This window comes from Allobosea sp. LjRoot9, from assembly GCF_964252745.1.
Lineage (GTDB): Bacteria > Pseudomonadota > Alphaproteobacteria > Rhizobiales > Beijerinckiaceae > Allobosea.
This window is the reverse complement of sequence record NZ_CAXUPC020000013.1, coordinates 93,158-107,884: the sequence shown is the minus strand read 5'-3', so window position 1 is coordinate 107,884 and position 14,727 is coordinate 93,158. Positions and strand designations below refer to the sequence as shown.

The window sequence follows — 14,727 nt, the reverse complement described above, 5'->3', positions numbered from 1 at the left end:
CGGATTCGCCTTTCAGGGCCAGCGTTCCCGGACCGGAACGCTGGCCCTTTCTGTATGCGCCGGGACTTGTCTCATGCTTCGGGACTTGCCGCATGCTTCGGACTTGCCTTGTGCGGCGGGAGCTGCCTCCGACCCGAGGTTTGGCGCGTAGGCGATATGTCAAAAGACACGGACATGGGGTGATCAGGCCTCTATAGGCCGAAGTTTGACGTCTCCGCAGTGAATGGAACGAACGCCCCGTGCACGACCCCGCCGATGAAGGCCCAGCTCCGGAGCGGCACGAGGTCGATGCGAGGTTCATGCGCAGCCTGCTCGCCGCATCGGACGACTGCATCAAGGTTCTGACCCTGGATGGCACGCTCAGCTTCATGAGCGAGGGTGGCCAGCGCGTGATGGAGGTCAGCGACTTCAATGCGGTCAAGGGCTGCCCCTGGCCGGACTTCTGGCAGGGCGCCGGCAATGCCGATGCGAAGGCGGCGATCGAGGCGGCCAGAGCGGGACGGAACTCGCGTTTCCAGGGCGCTGCGAATACCGCGCTGGGAAATCCACGCTGGTGGGATGTGCAGGTCTCACCCATTCTGGGGCCGGACGGCCGTCCCGAAAGCATTCTGTCGGTCTCCCGCGACGTCACGGAACTCAAGCGTGCCGAGGAGCGCCAGCGATTGCTCGCGCTGGAGCTCAAGCACCGCATCAAGAATACCATCGCCATGATCCAGGCGATCGCAAACCAGACGCTAAGGAGCGGTGCGGAACTGGCCGATGCCAAGGCCGCGCTGATGGACCGGCTGAAAAACATGGGCGATGCCCAGGATCTGCTGACGCAGTCGGTCTGGTCGAGAGCTCGCATGCATGAGCTCGTCGCTAGAGTCGTGATGCCCCAGGGCGAGGCGGACCGGATTGGGTTTGACGGTCCCGATGTCGAATTGTCCTCGAAATGCGCGCTGGCGATGTCGCTGGCGCTGCACGAGCTGACGACCAATGCGATGAAATACGGCGCCCTGTCGGGAGAGGTTGGCCGGGTCGGCGTGGCCTGGGCGATCGACCGCGCGGCGAACCCGCCGCAGTTCCGGTTCGAGTGGCGGGAGACGGGCGGGCCGGTCGTCAGCCCGCCATCGCAGGTCGGGTTCGGCTCACGCATGATCGAGCGCGCGCTGGCGGGCTATTTTGCCGGTACGGCCGGGATGGAATACCCGCCGACCGGTGTCATCTTCACGCTGGTGGCGCCGCTCGAGGCCCTGACGGCCGAGTGAACGGGGGCTTCAACCCTTGCCGCCCACCAGAATCCGGCCATCGACATCACGCACATCGCGCAGGCCGCACAGCGCCATGGTGATGTCGAGCTCCTTGCGGATGATGTCGAGGCAGCGGGTGACGCCTTCCTCGCCCATCGCGCCGAGCCCATAGAGGAAGGCGCGGCCGATAAAGGTGCCGTGGGCGCCCAAGGCCAGGGCCTTGATCACGTCCTGGCCGGAGCGGATGCCGCCGTCGAACAGGATCTCCATGCGCCCGCCGACCTGTTCGACGATCGCCGGCAGCGCCGCGATCGAGGATAGCGCGCCGTCGAGCTGGCGGCCGCCATGGTTGGAGACGATCAGCGCATCGGCGCCGCTCTTGGCTGCCATCTCCGCATCCTCGGGGTCGAGGATGCCCTTGAGGATCAATTTGCCGCCCCAGAGGTCCTTGATCCATTTGACGTCGTCCCAGCTCAGGGCCGGGTCGAACTGCTCGGCGGTCCAGGAGGAGAGCGAGGAGAGATCGCCGACGCCCTTGGCATGGCCGACGATGTTGCCGAAGGAGCGGCGCGGCGTGTCGAGCATGCCCAGGCACCAGCGCGGCTTGGTGGCGAGATTGATCAGGTTGGCGATGGTGGGCTTGGGTGGTGCGCTGAGGCCGTTGCGGATGTCCTTGTGGCGCTGGCCGAGGATCTGCAGGTCGAGCGTCAGCACCAGCGCCGTGACGCCGGCATCCTTGGCGCGCTGGATCAGCCGGGCGATGAAGTCGCGGTCCTTCATCACATAGAGCTGGAACCAGAACGGCTTGCCGACATGGTTGGCGATGTCCTCGAGCGAGCAGATGCTCATGGTCGAGAGCGTGAAGGGGACGCCAGCCTTGCTGGCGGCGCGCGCGGCGAGGATTTCGCCATCGGCGTGCTGCATGCCGGTGAGGCCGGTGGGGGCGAGCGCGACCGGCATGGCGACGGGCTGGCCGACCATCGTCGAAGCCAGCGTGCGGTTGGTCATGTCGACGGCGACGCGCTGGCGCAGCTTGATGCCGGCGAAATCGGTCTCGTTGGCGCGGTAGGTGCCCTCGGTCCAGGCGCCGGAATCGGCGTAGTCGTAGAACATGCGCGGCACCCGGCGCTTGGCCAGGATGCGGAGATCCTCGATGGTCAGGGGCTGGGCCATGCTCGTCGCCTCCACGCGTGTGCTCGATGGCGAGGTCGCATGGAAATTTGCAGGTGGCAACCGCTCCTTACGACACCCCCATATACCGCCCGGGCTTGTGGTTGATCGCGAGGATGAGGTTGAGCACCGCCGCACCGGCAAGCGAGATCAGCACCTTGTCGAGCGGCAGCAGGAAGAGCGCGCCGGTAAGGATCACCACATCGACGCCGAGCTGGAACCAGCCGGCGCGGATGCCGTGATGCTCCTGCAGATAGAGCGCCAGGATGTTGATGCCGCCAAGTCCGGTGCGATGGCGGAAGAGCGCGAGCAGGCCGAGCCCCATGAAGCTGCCGCCTGCGATCGCGGCATAGAGTGGATCGACAGCCTCGATCCGGAGCCAGCCCGGCGTCGCCCAGGTGAAGACCGAGACAAGCCCGACCGCAATGAAGGTGCGCGCCGCGAAGCGCCAGCCCATGCGCCGGATCGCCAGCCAGTAGAAGGGCAGGTTGAGGGCGAAGAACAGGATGCCGAAATTGATGCCGGTGGCGAATTGCAGCAGGAGCGCCAGGCCCGCTGCCCCGCTCGTGAGCAAGGTCGCCTTGGTGTAGAGCACGATACCGATGCTCACCATCAGCGTGCCGAGCAGCATCGCCATCACGTCTTCATAGAAGCGATGGCGTTCGCCCGTCTCCAAGGCCATGGCAGCTTGCGTCATCGCGTCATCCCGGTTCGCGTGCCTTCGGCAGGGCTCGCCCTGCGGCGATGCAACGGTTGAGCCATGCGGAGCGATCCTGTAGGGGCGGACCATCCTTTCCGCCAGCGAGCGAGACCTGTTCCATGATCCTGCGGCTCCTCGCTGCGTTCCTGCTCTGCCTTGTTGCGCCCCGGGCCTTCATCGATAACGCCTTTGCCGATGATACCGTCGCCTGGAAGACCGGGCGCGAGGCTGCCGCGATCGAACGGCGCATCGACGTGCTCCTGGCGAAGATGACGCTGGAAGAGAAGGTCGGGCAGCTCCATCTCTCGGGGCGCGGCGACGGCTTCGACATCAACCAGATCAAGACCGGCCGCATGGGCGGGGTGATGAACTTCGTCGTGCCCAGCGAGGTGCTCGCCGTCCAGCACGCCGCGCGCGAATCGCGCCTGAAGATCCCGGTGATCATCGGGCTCGACGCGGTCCACGGCTTCTCCACCTATTTCCCGCTGCCGCTCGGCCAGGCCTCGACCTGGAATCCCAAGCTGATCGAGGAGGCCGCCTATTGGACCGGCCGCGAGGCGCGCGCGGCGGGCATCCAGTGGACCTTTGCCCCGATGGTCGACATCTCGCGTGATCCGCGCTGGGGCCGGGTGCTGGAAGGGGCGGGGGAGGACCCGTATCTCGCCTCGGTCGTGGCGGCAGCGCGCACCCATGGCTATCAGCGCGGCGGCGTTGCGACGACGGTGAAGCATTTCGTCGGTTATGGCGCGGCAGAAGCCGGCCGCGACTATAATTCGACCTGGATCCCGACGAGCCAGCTGCACGATCTCTACCTGCCCCCGTTCAAGGCCTCGTTCGAGGCCGGCTCGATGACGGCGATGGCGGCGTTCAACGCGCTGAACGGCATGCCGGCGACCGCTCATCGCGGCATGCTGACCGATCTGCTGCGCGGGAAATGGGGCTTCAAGGGCTTCGTCACTTCGGATTTCGGCTCGATCACCGAACTCAGGCTGCACGGTATCGCCAAGGATGATGCCGAGGCCGCGCGCAAAGCGCTGCTCGCCGGCATCGACATGGACATGATGGGCGATGTCTACCTCAAGCATCTCGGCAATGAGGTGACGGCCGGCCGCGTGCCGATGAAAGCGCTGAACGAGGCGGTGCGCCGGGTGCTGCGGGTGAAATTCCATCTCGGCCTGTTCGAGCGCGCCGATATCGACCCGGCCGCGGCGCCGGCGCTGATGCAGACCCAGGCCGCCCGCGACGTGGCGCTGAAGGCTGCCCAGGAAGGCGTGATCCTGCTGAAGAACGCCAATGAGACGCTGCCGATCGCGGCGGGCGTCAAATCGGTCGCGGTCATCGGCGCGATGGCGCGTCCCGAGGATGAGCGGGTCTGGACCGACCCGGCGGGCCTCGGCCGACGCATCATCCAGGCACTGCCCGAGGCGCTGAAGGAGCGGCTGCCGGCTGATGCGAGCGTGGCCTACGAGCCCGCCTTCACCAAGGCCTGCGGCACGGAATTCGCCGACAAGGCCGCGGCGGTGCGCATTGCGGCCGCAAGCGACGTGATCGTCGCGATGCTGGGCGAGGATTGCGAGTTCATGGGCGAGGGCGCCTCGCGCACCAATCTCGGCCTGCCCGGGGTGCAGCAGGAGCTGCTGGAAGCGCTGATCGCTACCGGCAAGCCGGTCGTGCTGGTGCTGGCAACTGCGCGGCCTTTGGTGCTGAGCTGGGCCGAGGCCCATGTCGCGGCGATCGTCCAGACCTTTCATGGCGGCACGGAAGGGCGCACGGCCATTGCCGATGTCCTGACCGGCAAGGTCAATCCGTCAGGGCGTGTGCCGATGAGCTTTCCGCGCTCGGTCGGGCAGATCCCGGTTTACTACGACCAGTTGCCGACCGGCCGGCCCGAGAAGGTCCGCCAGCGCTATGAATCGATCTTCATGGACGAGAAGAACGAGGCGCTCTACCCGTTCGGCTACGGCCTGTCCTATTCCCGCTTCACGTACGCCAATCCGCGTGTCGACAGGGCGAGCGTGCCGATGAACGGAACGGTCGAGGTGTCGGTCGATGTCGGCAATGCCGGCTCTCGCGACGGGCAGGAGGTGGTGCAGCTCTATATCCGCCAGCCGGTCGCCAGCCGCTCGCGGCCGCTGCGCGAATTGAAGGCATTCGAGAAGGTCGCGTTGCGTGCTGGGGAGACGCGGACGGTGCGCTTCAAGCTGGATGTGGCCCGGTTCGGCATCCATGACGACGAGGGGCGCTATGTCCTCGACCCCGGAAGCTTCGAAATCTACCTCGGCGGCTCGTCGCGGGCGTCGGAAACGGTCAGCTTCATTCTGACCAAGTCTTGATCGGATCGCCTTGCGCTCTGCATTCCGTTTGGCCTCGACAAGGATGAATTTTCGGTCAATTCTTCGAGGGCGCGGCCTTCGGACGCTTGCATCCGTAGGCTGGCAAGATGCGTGGCTCCAAAGGATGCGGCGATGGCGACCGGAACCGTAAAATGGTTCAATACTGAGAAGGGTTTTGGCTTCATTCAACCTGCTGACGGCGGCAAGGACGTGTTTGTCCATATAACTGCCGTAAAGGAAGCAGGCCTGATGACCCTGACGGAAGGGCAGAAAGTCTCGTTCGAGCTCAAGACCGAGCGCGGCAAGACGGCGGCGGGATCGCTCCAGCTGATCTGACCCTTTCGAGCTTGGACTATGTCTGGAGATCGCATCCTGGCTGCTGCGATAACGAATGCCTTTGCGCAGGAGATCGCGGGCGGTTCTCCGTCGCAGGGGAATCAGGGCAGTGCTCTCGCGGTATCGTGACGATCGCCGCAGGTGCTTGCGTGCGCGCGTAGGTCACCGCGCGAAACGCTTGGCTCCAGCGATACAGAGCGCTCCGGCTTTTATGTGGTGGGACATGCGCCGCCATGCTCGGTCACGCCGCTCGGGCTCGCGCCGCTGCGGCAGGTTCTGGCCCGCCGCATGGCGCTCCACGGTATCGAGGTTGGGCCGGACCGGTTCATACTGACGGAGTCCGGTACGCAGGCGCTTGACCTTGCCTGTCGCTTTCTGGTCGAGCCGGATGATACGGTTCTCGTCGACGATCCCAGCTATTTCAAATTTCACGCCCTCCTGCGGGCGCATCGTGGGCGTGCCCGATACCCGGAGCGGACCGGACACCGTGCAGTTCGAGCAATTGCTGCCGGAGGGCATCGTCCTGGCGCCGGGCAATGTCTACGGCCTGTCGCAATCGGCGGGCCGGTTTCTTCGTTTCAATGTCGCGCAGTCCGGCGATCCCGCGCCGGTTCAGCGCGCTCGGAGGGGCGATGGCGAGCGCCGTGCGGCGCGGGGCGCCGGCACAGATTGAGCTTGCGTGAACGTCATGATTGACATAAAGATATCTTTATATCTTTCTTGGCTTCACCTCGGAGTTCGAGCGCTTGCGCCAGCCGACCAGGGTTTCGTCCGATGTTCTGCTCGCCGGCCTGCGCGCTGCCGGTGAAGAGACGCGACTGCGTATTCTGGCGCTGCTCTCCGAGGGCGAATTGTCGGTGTCGGATCTGACCGACATTCTCGGCCAGTCGCAGCCGCGCATTTCGCGCCATCTCAAATTACTGACCGAGGCCGGGCTGGTGCGGCGTTCGCGCGAGGGGGCCTGGGCCTTCTTCCGGCTTGACGAGACCGGGGCGGGCGGGGCCTTCGCCGCTTCGCTCGCGGCCTGGCTCGATCCGCGCGATCCGGTGCTCGCCGCCGATCGCGAGCGGCTGTCGGCGGTGCGCATGTCGCGCGCCGAAGCGGCGCAGGGCTATTTCGCCAGCGTTGCGCGCGACTGGGACCGGCTGCGCTCGCTGCATGTGCCTGACGAAGCGGTCGAAGCCGCCGTGGAAGCCGCGGCCCGCGAGGGAGCACGCGGCGCGCTGCTCGATCTTGGCACCGGCACGGGGCGCATGCTGGAGCGGATCGCGCCGACCTTCGGCCGCGCCGTCGGCGTCGACGCCAATCACGCCATGCTCGCAGTCGCGCGCGCCAATCTCGAGAAGGCCGGGCTGTCGCGCGTGGAATTGCGCCAGGGCGACATCTACGCGCTGCCCTTCACGCGCGGCTCCTTCGATCTCGTCGTGATCCATCAGGTCCTGCATTTCCTCGACGACCCCGGCCGCGCCGTGCGCGAGGCGGCAGCGATGCTCAGCCCAGGCGGGCGCTTGATCGTGGTCGATTTCGCGCCCCATGAGATGGAGTTCCTGCGCGCCGAGCACGCGCATCGCCGGCTTGGCTTCTCAAAAGCCCAGATTTCCGGCTGGTTCTCGGAAGCCGGGCTCGCTTGCGATCTCGCCGAGGAGATCAAATCGGCGGGCGGCGTCTCCGCTGAGCTCACCGTCATGCTCTGGCGTGGGCAGGACCGGCGCAAGCCGGCTGAGCAGAGCTTGCGTCAAACCAGTCTCGAGGTTGCCTGATGAATGCGTTTCGTCCCAGCCGGCACGGCTCGCGCCGCCCAAAAGTCTCCTTCGAGTTCTTCCCGCCCAAGACGGCGGAGATGGAAACCGCGCTATGGGAATGCGTGCGCCGGCTGGAGCCGCTGGTGCCGAGCTTCGTCTCGGTGACCTATGGCGCCGGCGGTTCGACGCGCGAGCGCACCCACGCCACCGTCAAGCGCATGGTCGAGGAGACGGCGCTGAAACCGGCCGCGCATCTGACCTGCGTGTCGGCGACGTGCGACGAGGTCGATGACGTCATCCGCTCCTATTGGGAGGCGGGCGTGCGTCATATCGTGGCGCTGCGCGGCGATCCGGCTGGCGGTTTGGGGACGGCCTATGAGCCGCATCCGCAGGGCTATCACCAGACCTCGGATCTCGTTGCCGGCATTCGGCGCGTCGGCGATTTCGAGGTCACCGTCTCGGCCTATCCGGAAAAGCACCCGGAAGCCGCCTCGCTCGATGCCGATATCGACGCGCTGCAGAAGAAGGTCGATGCCGGGGCGACGCGCGCCATCACCCAGTTCTTCTTCGATAACGACGTCTATTTCCGCTATCTCGACAAGGTCCGGGCGCGGGGCATCGATATTCCGATCCTGCCCGGCATCGTACCGGTGCAGAATTTCAAGCAGACCGCTAACTTCGCCCGCAAGACCGGAGCGAGCGTGCCGCAATGGCTCGCCGACCGCTTCGAGGGGCTGGAGGAGGACGCTGCGACGCGTCGTCTGGTGGCGGCTGCCGTCTGCGCCGAGCAGGTGCTCGATCTGATCGATCGCGGCGTTTCGGACCTGCATTTCTACACGATGAACAAGGCTGATCTGGTCTATGCGATCTGCCATCTGGTTGGCCTTAAGCCCGAGAAAACGGCGGCGCAGGCTGTTGCGGCGGAGTAAGTGATGAGCGAGTTCAAGCCTACTCCTGTCGACGGCGCCGAGATCGAGCGTGCGCTGCGCCAGTCCGCTTCCGAGCGCATCCTCGTGCTCGATGGCGCGATGGGCACGCAGATCCAGAACCTGAAGCTCTCCGAGGCCGAGTTCCGGGCCGAGCGTTTCAAGGGCTGGAACCATGACCTCAAGGGCAATAACGACCTCCTGGTGCTGACCCAGCCCGAGGCGATCCGCGACATCCACCTGGCTTACTTCACGGCCGGCGCAGACATCGTCGAGACCAACACCTTCTCCTCGACCCAGATCGCCCAGGCTGATTACGGCATGGAGGCGCTGGCCTATGAATTGAACGTCGCCTCGGCGAAGCTCGCCCGTGAGGCTGCCGCGATCGCCCAAAAGGCCGATGGCCGCCGCCGCTATGTCGCCGGCGCGATCGGCCCGACCAACCGCACGCTCTCGATCTCGCCCGACGTCAACAATCCCGGCTTCCGCGCCGTGACCTTCGACCAGGTCCGCGATTCTTACGCCGAGCAGGTGCGCGGGCTGATCGATGGCGGCTCGGAGCTGATCCTGGTCGAGACCATCTTCGATACGCTCAACGCCAAGGCGGCGATCGTGGCGATCGAAGATGTCTATCGCGAGAAGGGCTTGCGCCTGCCGGTGATGATCTCCGGCACGATTACGGACCTGTCCGGCCGCACGCTGTCGGGGCAGACCACCGAGGCCTTCTGGAATGCGATCCGTCACTCCAACCCGATGACGGTCGGCCTCAATTGCGCGCTCGGCGCGCGCGAGATGCGGGCGCATATCAAGGATCTGTCGCGCGTCGCCGACACCCTGATCTGCGCCTACCCCAATGCCGGGCTACCGAACGAATTCGGGCTCTATGACGAGCGGCCGGAGGCGACGGCTGCGATGCTGGCGGAATTCGCCGATGCCGGGCTCGTCAATATCGTCGGCGGCTGCTGCGGCACGACACCGGACCATATCCGCGCCATCGCGGAAGCCGTCGCCGGCAAGGCGCCGCGCGTCGTGCCGGAGGTCAAGCGCTATTTGAGGCTGGCGGGGCTGGAGCCCTTCACGCTCGACGAGACCATTCCCTTCGTCAATGTCGGCGAGCGCACCAACGTCACCGGCTCGGCCCGCTTCCGCAAGCTGGTCAAGGAGGGTGATTTCGCCGCCGCGCTCGATGTGGCGCGCGACCAGGTCGCCAATGGCGCACAGGTCATCGACATCAACATGGATGAGGGCCTGCTCGATTCTCAGGCCGCGATGACGGAGTTCTGCAATCTGATCGCCTCGGAGCCGGATATTAGCCGTGTCCCGATCATGGTCGATTCCTCGAAGTTCCACGTCATCGAGGCGGGGCTGAAGACGATCCAGGGCAAGCCGATCGTCAATTCGATCTCGATGAAGGAGGGCGAGGAAGCCTTCCTCGAACATGCCCGCATCTGCCGCAATTACGGCGCGGCCGTCGTCGTCATGGCCTTCGACGAGAAGGGCCAGGCCGACACCTATGAGCGCAAGATCGAGATCTGCACCCGCGCCTACAAGCTGCTGACCGAGGAGGCCGGCTTCCAGCCCGAGGACATCATCTTCGACCCGAACATCTTCGCGATCGCGACCGGCATCGAGGAGCATGACAATTACGGCGTCGATTTCATCGAGGCCACCAAGACGATCCGCGAGACCCTGCCGCACGCCCATATCTCGGGCGGCGTCTCGAACCTCTCCTTCTCATTCCGCGGCAATGAGAAGGTCCGCGAGGCGATGCATTCGGTGTTTCTCTACCATTGCATCAAGGCCGGCATGGATATGGGCATCGTCAATGCGGGCCAGCTCGGCTCCTATGACGATCTCGATCCGGAACTGCGCGAGCTCTGCGAGGATGTCGTCCTCAACCGCCGCAAGGATTCGACTGAGCGGCTGCTCGATGCCGCTCCGCGCTTCAAGGGCGACGGTTCCGTCGCTGTTTCGGCCAAAGATCTTGTCTGGCGCGACAACCCGGTCGAGAAGCGCCTCGAATATGCGCTGGTCAACGGCATCACCGCCTTCATCGATACCGATGTCGAGGAGGCCCGGGCCAAGGCCGACAAGCCGCTGCACGTCATCGAAGGCCCGCTGATGGCCGGCATGAACGTGGTCGGAGACCTGTTCGGCGCCGGCAAGATGTTCCTGCCGCAGGTGGTGAAGTCCGCCCGCGTCATGAAGCAGGCCGTCGCCTATCTGATGCCCTATATGGAGGAGGAGAAGCGCCTGAACGGCGGCACCGAGCGCTCGGCCGCCGGCAAGGTGCTGATGGCGACGGTCAAGGGCGATGTCCACGACATCGGCAAGAACATCGTCGGCGTCGTGCTCCAGTGCAACAATTACGAGGTCATCGATCTCGGCGTGATGGTGCCGACGCAGAAGATTCTGGATACCGCCCGCCGGGAGAAGGTCGACATCATCGGATTGTCCGGCTTGATCACCCCCTCGCTCGACGAGATGGTGACGGTCGCCTCCGAGATGGAGCGCGAGGGTTTTGACATTCCCCTGCTGATCGGCGGGGCGACGACCAGCCGCGTCCATACGGCAGTGAAGATTCACCCAGCCTATAGCCAGGGCCAGACGGTCTATGTCACCGACGCCTCGCGCGCCGTCGGCGTCGTCTCCAGCCTGCTCTCGCAGGACCAGAAGCCGGCCTATGTCGAGGGCGTCCAGGCCGAATATGCCAAGGTCGCGGCAGCGCATCGCCGCTCCGAGGCCGACAAGCAGCGTCTGCCGCTGGTCAAGGCGCGTGCCAACGCCTTCAAGCCGGACTGGACGAGCTATATGCCGCCCAAGCCCAGCTTCCTTGGCACGCGCGTCTTCCGCACCTATGACGTCGCCGATCTCGTGCCGGTCATCGACTGGACGCCATTCTTCCAGACTTGGGAGATGAAGGGGCGCTTTCCGGCGATCCTCGAGGACGAGAAGCAGGGCGAGGCGGCGCGCGCGCTCTGGGAGGACGCGCAGGCGATGCTCAAGCGTATCGTCGAGGAGCGTTGGTTCAACCCCAAGGCCGTCATCGGCTTCTGGCCGGCCAATGCGGTGGGTGACGACATCCGCCTCTATACCGGTGAGAGCCGGCAGGAGACGCTTGCGAGCTTCCACGGCCTGCGCCAGCAGCTCTCCAAGCGCGACGGCAAGCCGAATATGTGCCTATCGGATTTCGTTGCGCCGGAGGGGATCGAGCGGCCCGACTATATCGGCGCCTTCGTCGTGACCACGGGTGCGGAGGAAGAGCGCATCTCCGAGAAATTCGCGCGCGACAATGACGATTACCGCTCGATCATGGTCAAGGCGCTGGCCGACCGCATCGCCGAGGCCATGGCCGAGCGCATGCACCAGAAGGTCCGCACCGAGTTCTGGGGCTATGCGCCCGACGAGAACCTGGCCAATGAGGACCTGATCCGCGAGGAGTATCGCGGCATCAGGCCGGCGCCGGGCTATCCGGCCCAGCCCGACCATACCGAGAAGGAAACCCTGTTCGAGCTGCTGCAGGCAGAGCGGCGCGTCGGGGTGAAGCTGACCGAGAGCTTTGCGATGTGGCCGGGCTCCTCGGTCTCGGGGCTCTATCTGTCGCATTCGGCCGCCTATTATTTCGGCGTCGCCAAGGTCGAGCGCGATCAGGTCGAGGATTACGCCGCCCGCAAGGGCATGCCGATCCACGAGGTCGAGCGCTGGCTTGCGCCGATCCTCAACTACGAGCCTTCGGCTTATCGACTGGAAGCGGCCGAGTGAGGCCGTCCGCGGTGATGGCTGGCCCGACATGGACCGTAGGCTCGATGAGCAGAGCGTGTTCGTGGTGATGCTGGGCTGAGGGCTATCGGCGGGCGATCATCATTGCCGCAGCGCCAGATCGCGCCTGCGCAGGCGCAATGGCGCGGGCATTGAAGAGCCTTCGCATCTGCAACATCTTGCGCCTCACCGAACGCTCCCGTTCCGACAGAGGTTGCCATGACCAGCATCGCCATCGTTTTCCATTCCGGCTACGGCCACACCAAGAAGGTCGCCGAGCATGTCGAGAAGGGCGCGGCCTCGACCGGCGCCAAGGTCGAGCTCATCGCCATCGACGCCGAAGGCAACCTGCCCGACAGCGCCTGGGAGGCCATCAAGGCCGCCGATGGCATCATCTTCGGAGCGCCGACCTATATGGGCGGCCCGTCCTGGCAGTTCAAAAAATTTGCCGACGCCTCCAGCAAGCCCTGGTTCAGCGGCGATTGGAAGGGCAAGGTCGCGGCCGGCTTCTCCAATTCGGCCTCGCTGAACGGCGACAAGTTCTCGACCATCCAGTACTTCATCACGCTCGCCATGCAGCACAAGCTGCTCTGGACCGGCACCGGCATGATGCCGGCCAGCGCCAAGGCGAACACCCGTGATGACCTCAACCGGCTCGGCGGCTTCTCGGGCCTGCTCACCGCCTCGCCCGCCGATGGCAGCGTCGAGGAGATGATCCCGGGCGACCTGAAGACGGCCGAGGCCTTCGGCAAGAACGTCGCCGAGGTGGTCAAGAGCGTGAAGGGTTGATTAGAGCGTTTTCGAGCGAAGCGGACACCGGTTCGCGCGAAGAAAACGCGTTAGAATAAAGAGCCAGAGCTGTTGAACGATCCAATTGGATCGGAAACCGCTCTGGCTCGGGCTTCTCCAGTCCGGCACAACAGCTTTGCCGAAAGGGCCGTGATCCCGACCGGGGCGCGGCCCTTGTCTCGTCTGGCCGATGGTTGTTGACTTGCTCCCCTAACCGGCGCGGCGCCAAGCCGCTGCAGCCGGGCGAAAGCGGCCTCCTGAGAGGGCCGGTCATCCAAGGGAGACGCGCCATGACTCTGACACGCCGTACCATGCTGGGCTCCGGTGGAGCCGCCGCCACTCTTGCTGCCAGTGCCGTGCAGGCACAGCCTGTCGCCAGCGTGAAGACGCCCTTCTCGGTTGCGCAGACGACGATCCCGATCGTCGGATCGCAGGATGTCTTCCCGGTCCGGCGGATCTACTGCATCGGGCGCAACTACGCCGCCCATGCCCGCGAGATGGGCTCCGACCCGACGCGCGAGCCGCCCTTCTTCTTCCAGAAGCCGACCGATGCGATCCAGCTCGTCAAGCCCGGCGAGGTCGCCGACCATCCCTATCCCTCGCTGACCAAGAACTATCATTACGAGGTCGAACTCGTCGCCGCGCTGAAATCGGGCGGGCGCAACATCCCGATCGACAAGGCGCTCGACCATGTCTTCGGCTATGCGCTCGGCCTCGACATGACGCGGCGCGATCTGCAGCGCGCTTCGGGCGACGAGAAGAAGCCCTGGGAGATCGGCAAGAGCTTTGACAACTCGGCCCCGATCGGCCCGATCCACCCTGTCGGCACTGTCGAGCACTTCACCAAGGGCGCGATCTCGCTTTCCGTGAACGGCACGGTGAAACAGAACTCGAACCTGACCCATATGATCTGGTCGGTGGCCGAGCAGATCTCGAAGCTGTCGGAAGCCTTCGAGCTCAAGGCCGGCGACATCATCTATTCCGGTACGCCCGAGAATGTCGGCCCCGTGGTCAAGGGTGACGTGATCCTGTGCAAGCTCGACGGCCTGCCGGATGTGTCGATCAAGATCGTCTGAGCGCGGCTTTCGAGCGCTTGCACCGGGCGTTACCCTCGGAACCAAGCCGTCATCCCGGGTCAAGCCCGGGATGACGGCGTGGTTCCGAGCCAGGACGGGATAGCGGGATAGCCGAAGCGCAACCTATTCCCGTCTGAGCGCCTCGATCGGGTCGAGCCACGCGGCTTGGAGCGCCGGGTAGAAGCCGAAGAAGACGCTGATCATTCCGGAGACGCCGACCGCGATCAGGATCGTCTCGATCGAGACGACGGATGGCCAGCCGGCGAAATTCGCGATCGTCACGACGATGCGGCGATGTCGAAATGAAAGACCTTGGCGATGATGCGCCACTGTCCGTCGAGCCTGACGAAGCTCAGCAGGTCGGTGAAGCGTTTCTCGCCGATCGCGCATTCGACCCGCGCCAGCGCCGTGACCGGGCCGGCGAATTCGATCGACAGGATGCGGTCGCGCCTCTCTTCGCCACGGCTTGCAGACGAGGGCCGGCCCGCGACCATGGGCAGATAGGCGTCCATGGTCAGATGAGTGAGCCTGCCCTCGCTGGCGCAGGCATAGATCGCCTGCTCGTGGAAGACGCGGCCGAGTTCGGCCGCGTCGCTGTGGTGAAGGCCGTCGAAATAGCGGCCCAGGGTTTCGGCGATCTCGGAGAAGGGCTGGTCCATTGCGC

General features: G+C 65.1%; 12 protein-coding genes and 1 pseudogene. 9 read left to right on the top strand and 4 right to left on the bottom strand.

Annotated features, from left to right (window positions below):
* The first annotated feature begins 239 nt into the window (after positions 1–239).
* Positions 240–1,250, top strand: coding sequence for a sensor histidine kinase (locus tag ACSQ3P_RS29960; protein ID WP_436169072.1), 1,011 nt, complete (start codon positions 240–242; stop codon positions 1,248–1,250).
* A gap of 9 nt (positions 1,251–1,259) precedes the next feature.
* Here the strand turns inward: ACSQ3P_RS29960 and ACSQ3P_RS29955 are convergent, their stop codons facing one another.
* Together ACSQ3P_RS29955 and ACSQ3P_RS29950 are read right to left on the bottom strand one after the other, a co-directional pair.
* Positions 1,260–2,405, bottom strand: coding sequence for an alpha-hydroxy acid oxidase (locus ACSQ3P_RS29955; RefSeq protein WP_436169071.1), 1,146 nt, complete (start codon positions 2,403–2,405; stop codon positions 1,260–1,262).
* Between the two features lie 67 nt (positions 2,406–2,472).
* Positions 2,473–3,099, bottom strand: coding sequence for a YitT family protein (locus ACSQ3P_RS29950; protein WP_436169070.1), 627 nt, complete (start codon positions 3,097–3,099; stop codon positions 2,473–2,475).
* Positions 3,100–3,221: 122 nt separating this feature from the next.
* On the opposite strand from ACSQ3P_RS29950, the gene ACSQ3P_RS29945 reads away from it, so the two are divergent.
* From ACSQ3P_RS29945 to ACSQ3P_RS29910, 8 genes and pseudogenes are all read left to right on the top strand, one after another.
* The gene (locus ACSQ3P_RS29945) at positions 3,222–5,435 is read left to right on the top strand and encodes a glycoside hydrolase family 3 N-terminal domain-containing protein (protein WP_436169069.1); all 2,214 of its coding nucleotides are present in this window, start codon (positions 3,222–3,224) and stop codon (positions 5,433–5,435) included.
* A 132-nt stretch (positions 5,436–5,567) separates the two neighbouring features.
* Positions 5,568–5,771: a cold-shock protein gene (locus ACSQ3P_RS29940; protein WP_069692535.1), complete on the top strand. Its 204-nt coding sequence runs from the start codon at positions 5,568–5,570 to the stop codon at positions 5,769–5,771.
* Between the two features lie 243 nt (positions 5,772–6,014).
* Positions 6,015–6,285: pseudogene (locus tag ACSQ3P_RS29935) on the top strand (aminotransferase class I/II-fold pyridoxal phosphate-dependent enzyme); the annotation flags it as partial.
* Between the two features lie 232 nt (positions 6,286–6,517).
* On the top strand, positions 6,518–7,531 hold the full coding sequence (locus ACSQ3P_RS29930) for an ArsR/SmtB family transcription factor (RefSeq protein ID WP_436169068.1): 1,014 nt from the start codon (positions 6,518–6,520) through the stop codon (positions 7,529–7,531).
* Complete coding sequence (metF, locus tag ACSQ3P_RS29925; RefSeq protein ID WP_436169067.1) at positions 7,531–8,442, top strand: methylenetetrahydrofolate reductase [NAD(P)H]; 912 nt, start codon at positions 7,531–7,533, stop codon at positions 8,440–8,442. Before ACSQ3P_RS29930 ends, metF begins: the two co-directional genes overlap by 1 nt.
* Before the next feature lie 3 nt (positions 8,443–8,445).
* Complete coding sequence (metH, locus tag ACSQ3P_RS29920) at positions 8,446–12,201, top strand: methionine synthase (RefSeq protein ID WP_436169066.1); 3,756 nt, start codon at positions 8,446–8,448, stop codon at positions 12,199–12,201.
* Between the two features lie 216 nt (positions 12,202–12,417).
* Positions 12,418–12,987 (top strand): flavodoxin family protein, encoded by a 570-nt coding sequence (locus ACSQ3P_RS29915; RefSeq protein WP_436169065.1) that lies wholly within the window; start codon positions 12,418–12,420, stop codon positions 12,985–12,987.
* Positions 12,988–13,277: 290 nt separating this feature from the next.
* The gene (locus tag ACSQ3P_RS29910) at positions 13,278–14,063 is read left to right on the top strand and encodes a fumarylacetoacetate hydrolase family protein (RefSeq protein ID WP_436169064.1); all 786 of its coding nucleotides are present in this window, start codon (positions 13,278–13,280) and stop codon (positions 14,061–14,063) included.
* Positions 14,064–14,186: 123 nt separating this feature from the next.
* On the opposite strand, the gene ACSQ3P_RS29905 is transcribed toward ACSQ3P_RS29910, so the two are convergent.
* Positions 14,187–14,345, bottom strand: a complete 159-nt coding sequence (locus ACSQ3P_RS29905; RefSeq protein ID WP_436169063.1) for an ABC transporter permease — start codon at positions 14,343–14,345, stop codon at positions 14,187–14,189.
* Positions 14,342–14,722, bottom strand: a complete 381-nt coding sequence (locus ACSQ3P_RS29900) for a nuclear transport factor 2 family protein (RefSeq protein ID WP_436169062.1) — start codon at positions 14,720–14,722, stop codon at positions 14,342–14,344. Before ACSQ3P_RS29900 ends, ACSQ3P_RS29905 begins: the two co-directional genes overlap by 4 nt.
* Positions 14,723–14,727: the final 5 nt, after the last annotated feature.

What these genes read in the sequence shown, in the direction of transcription:
- ACSQ3P_RS29915 (WP_436169065.1), top strand. Translation starts at nt 12,418, where the DNA reads ATGACCAGCATCGCCATCGTTTTCCATTCCGGCTACGGCCACACCAAG.
- ACSQ3P_RS29955 (WP_436169071.1), bottom strand. Translation starts at nt 2,405, where the DNA reads ATGGCCCAGCCCCTGACCATCGAGGATCTCCGCATCCTGGCCAAGCGC.
- ACSQ3P_RS29910 (WP_436169064.1), top strand. Translation starts at nt 13,278, where the DNA reads ATGACTCTGACACGCCGTACCATGCTGGGCTCCGGTGGAGCCGCCGCC.
- metH (WP_436169066.1), top strand. Translation starts at nt 8,446, where the DNA reads ATGAGCGAGTTCAAGCCTACTCCTGTCGACGGCGCCGAGATCGAGCGT.
- ACSQ3P_RS29940 (WP_069692535.1), top strand. Translation starts at nt 5,568, where the DNA reads ATGGCGACCGGAACCGTAAAATGGTTCAATACTGAGAAGGGTTTTGGC.
- metF (WP_436169067.1), top strand. Translation starts at nt 7,531, where the DNA reads ATGAATGCGTTTCGTCCCAGCCGGCACGGCTCGCGCCGCCCAAAAGTC.
- ACSQ3P_RS29900 (WP_436169062.1), bottom strand. Translation starts at nt 14,722, where the DNA reads ATGGACCAGCCCTTCTCCGAGATCGCCGAAACCCTGGGCCGCTATTTC.
- ACSQ3P_RS29945 (WP_436169069.1), top strand. Translation starts at nt 3,222, where the DNA reads ATGATCCTGCGGCTCCTCGCTGCGTTCCTGCTCTGCCTTGTTGCGCCC.
- ACSQ3P_RS29950 (WP_436169070.1), bottom strand. Translation starts at nt 3,099, where the DNA reads ATGACGCAAGCTGCCATGGCCTTGGAGACGGGCGAACGCCATCGCTTC.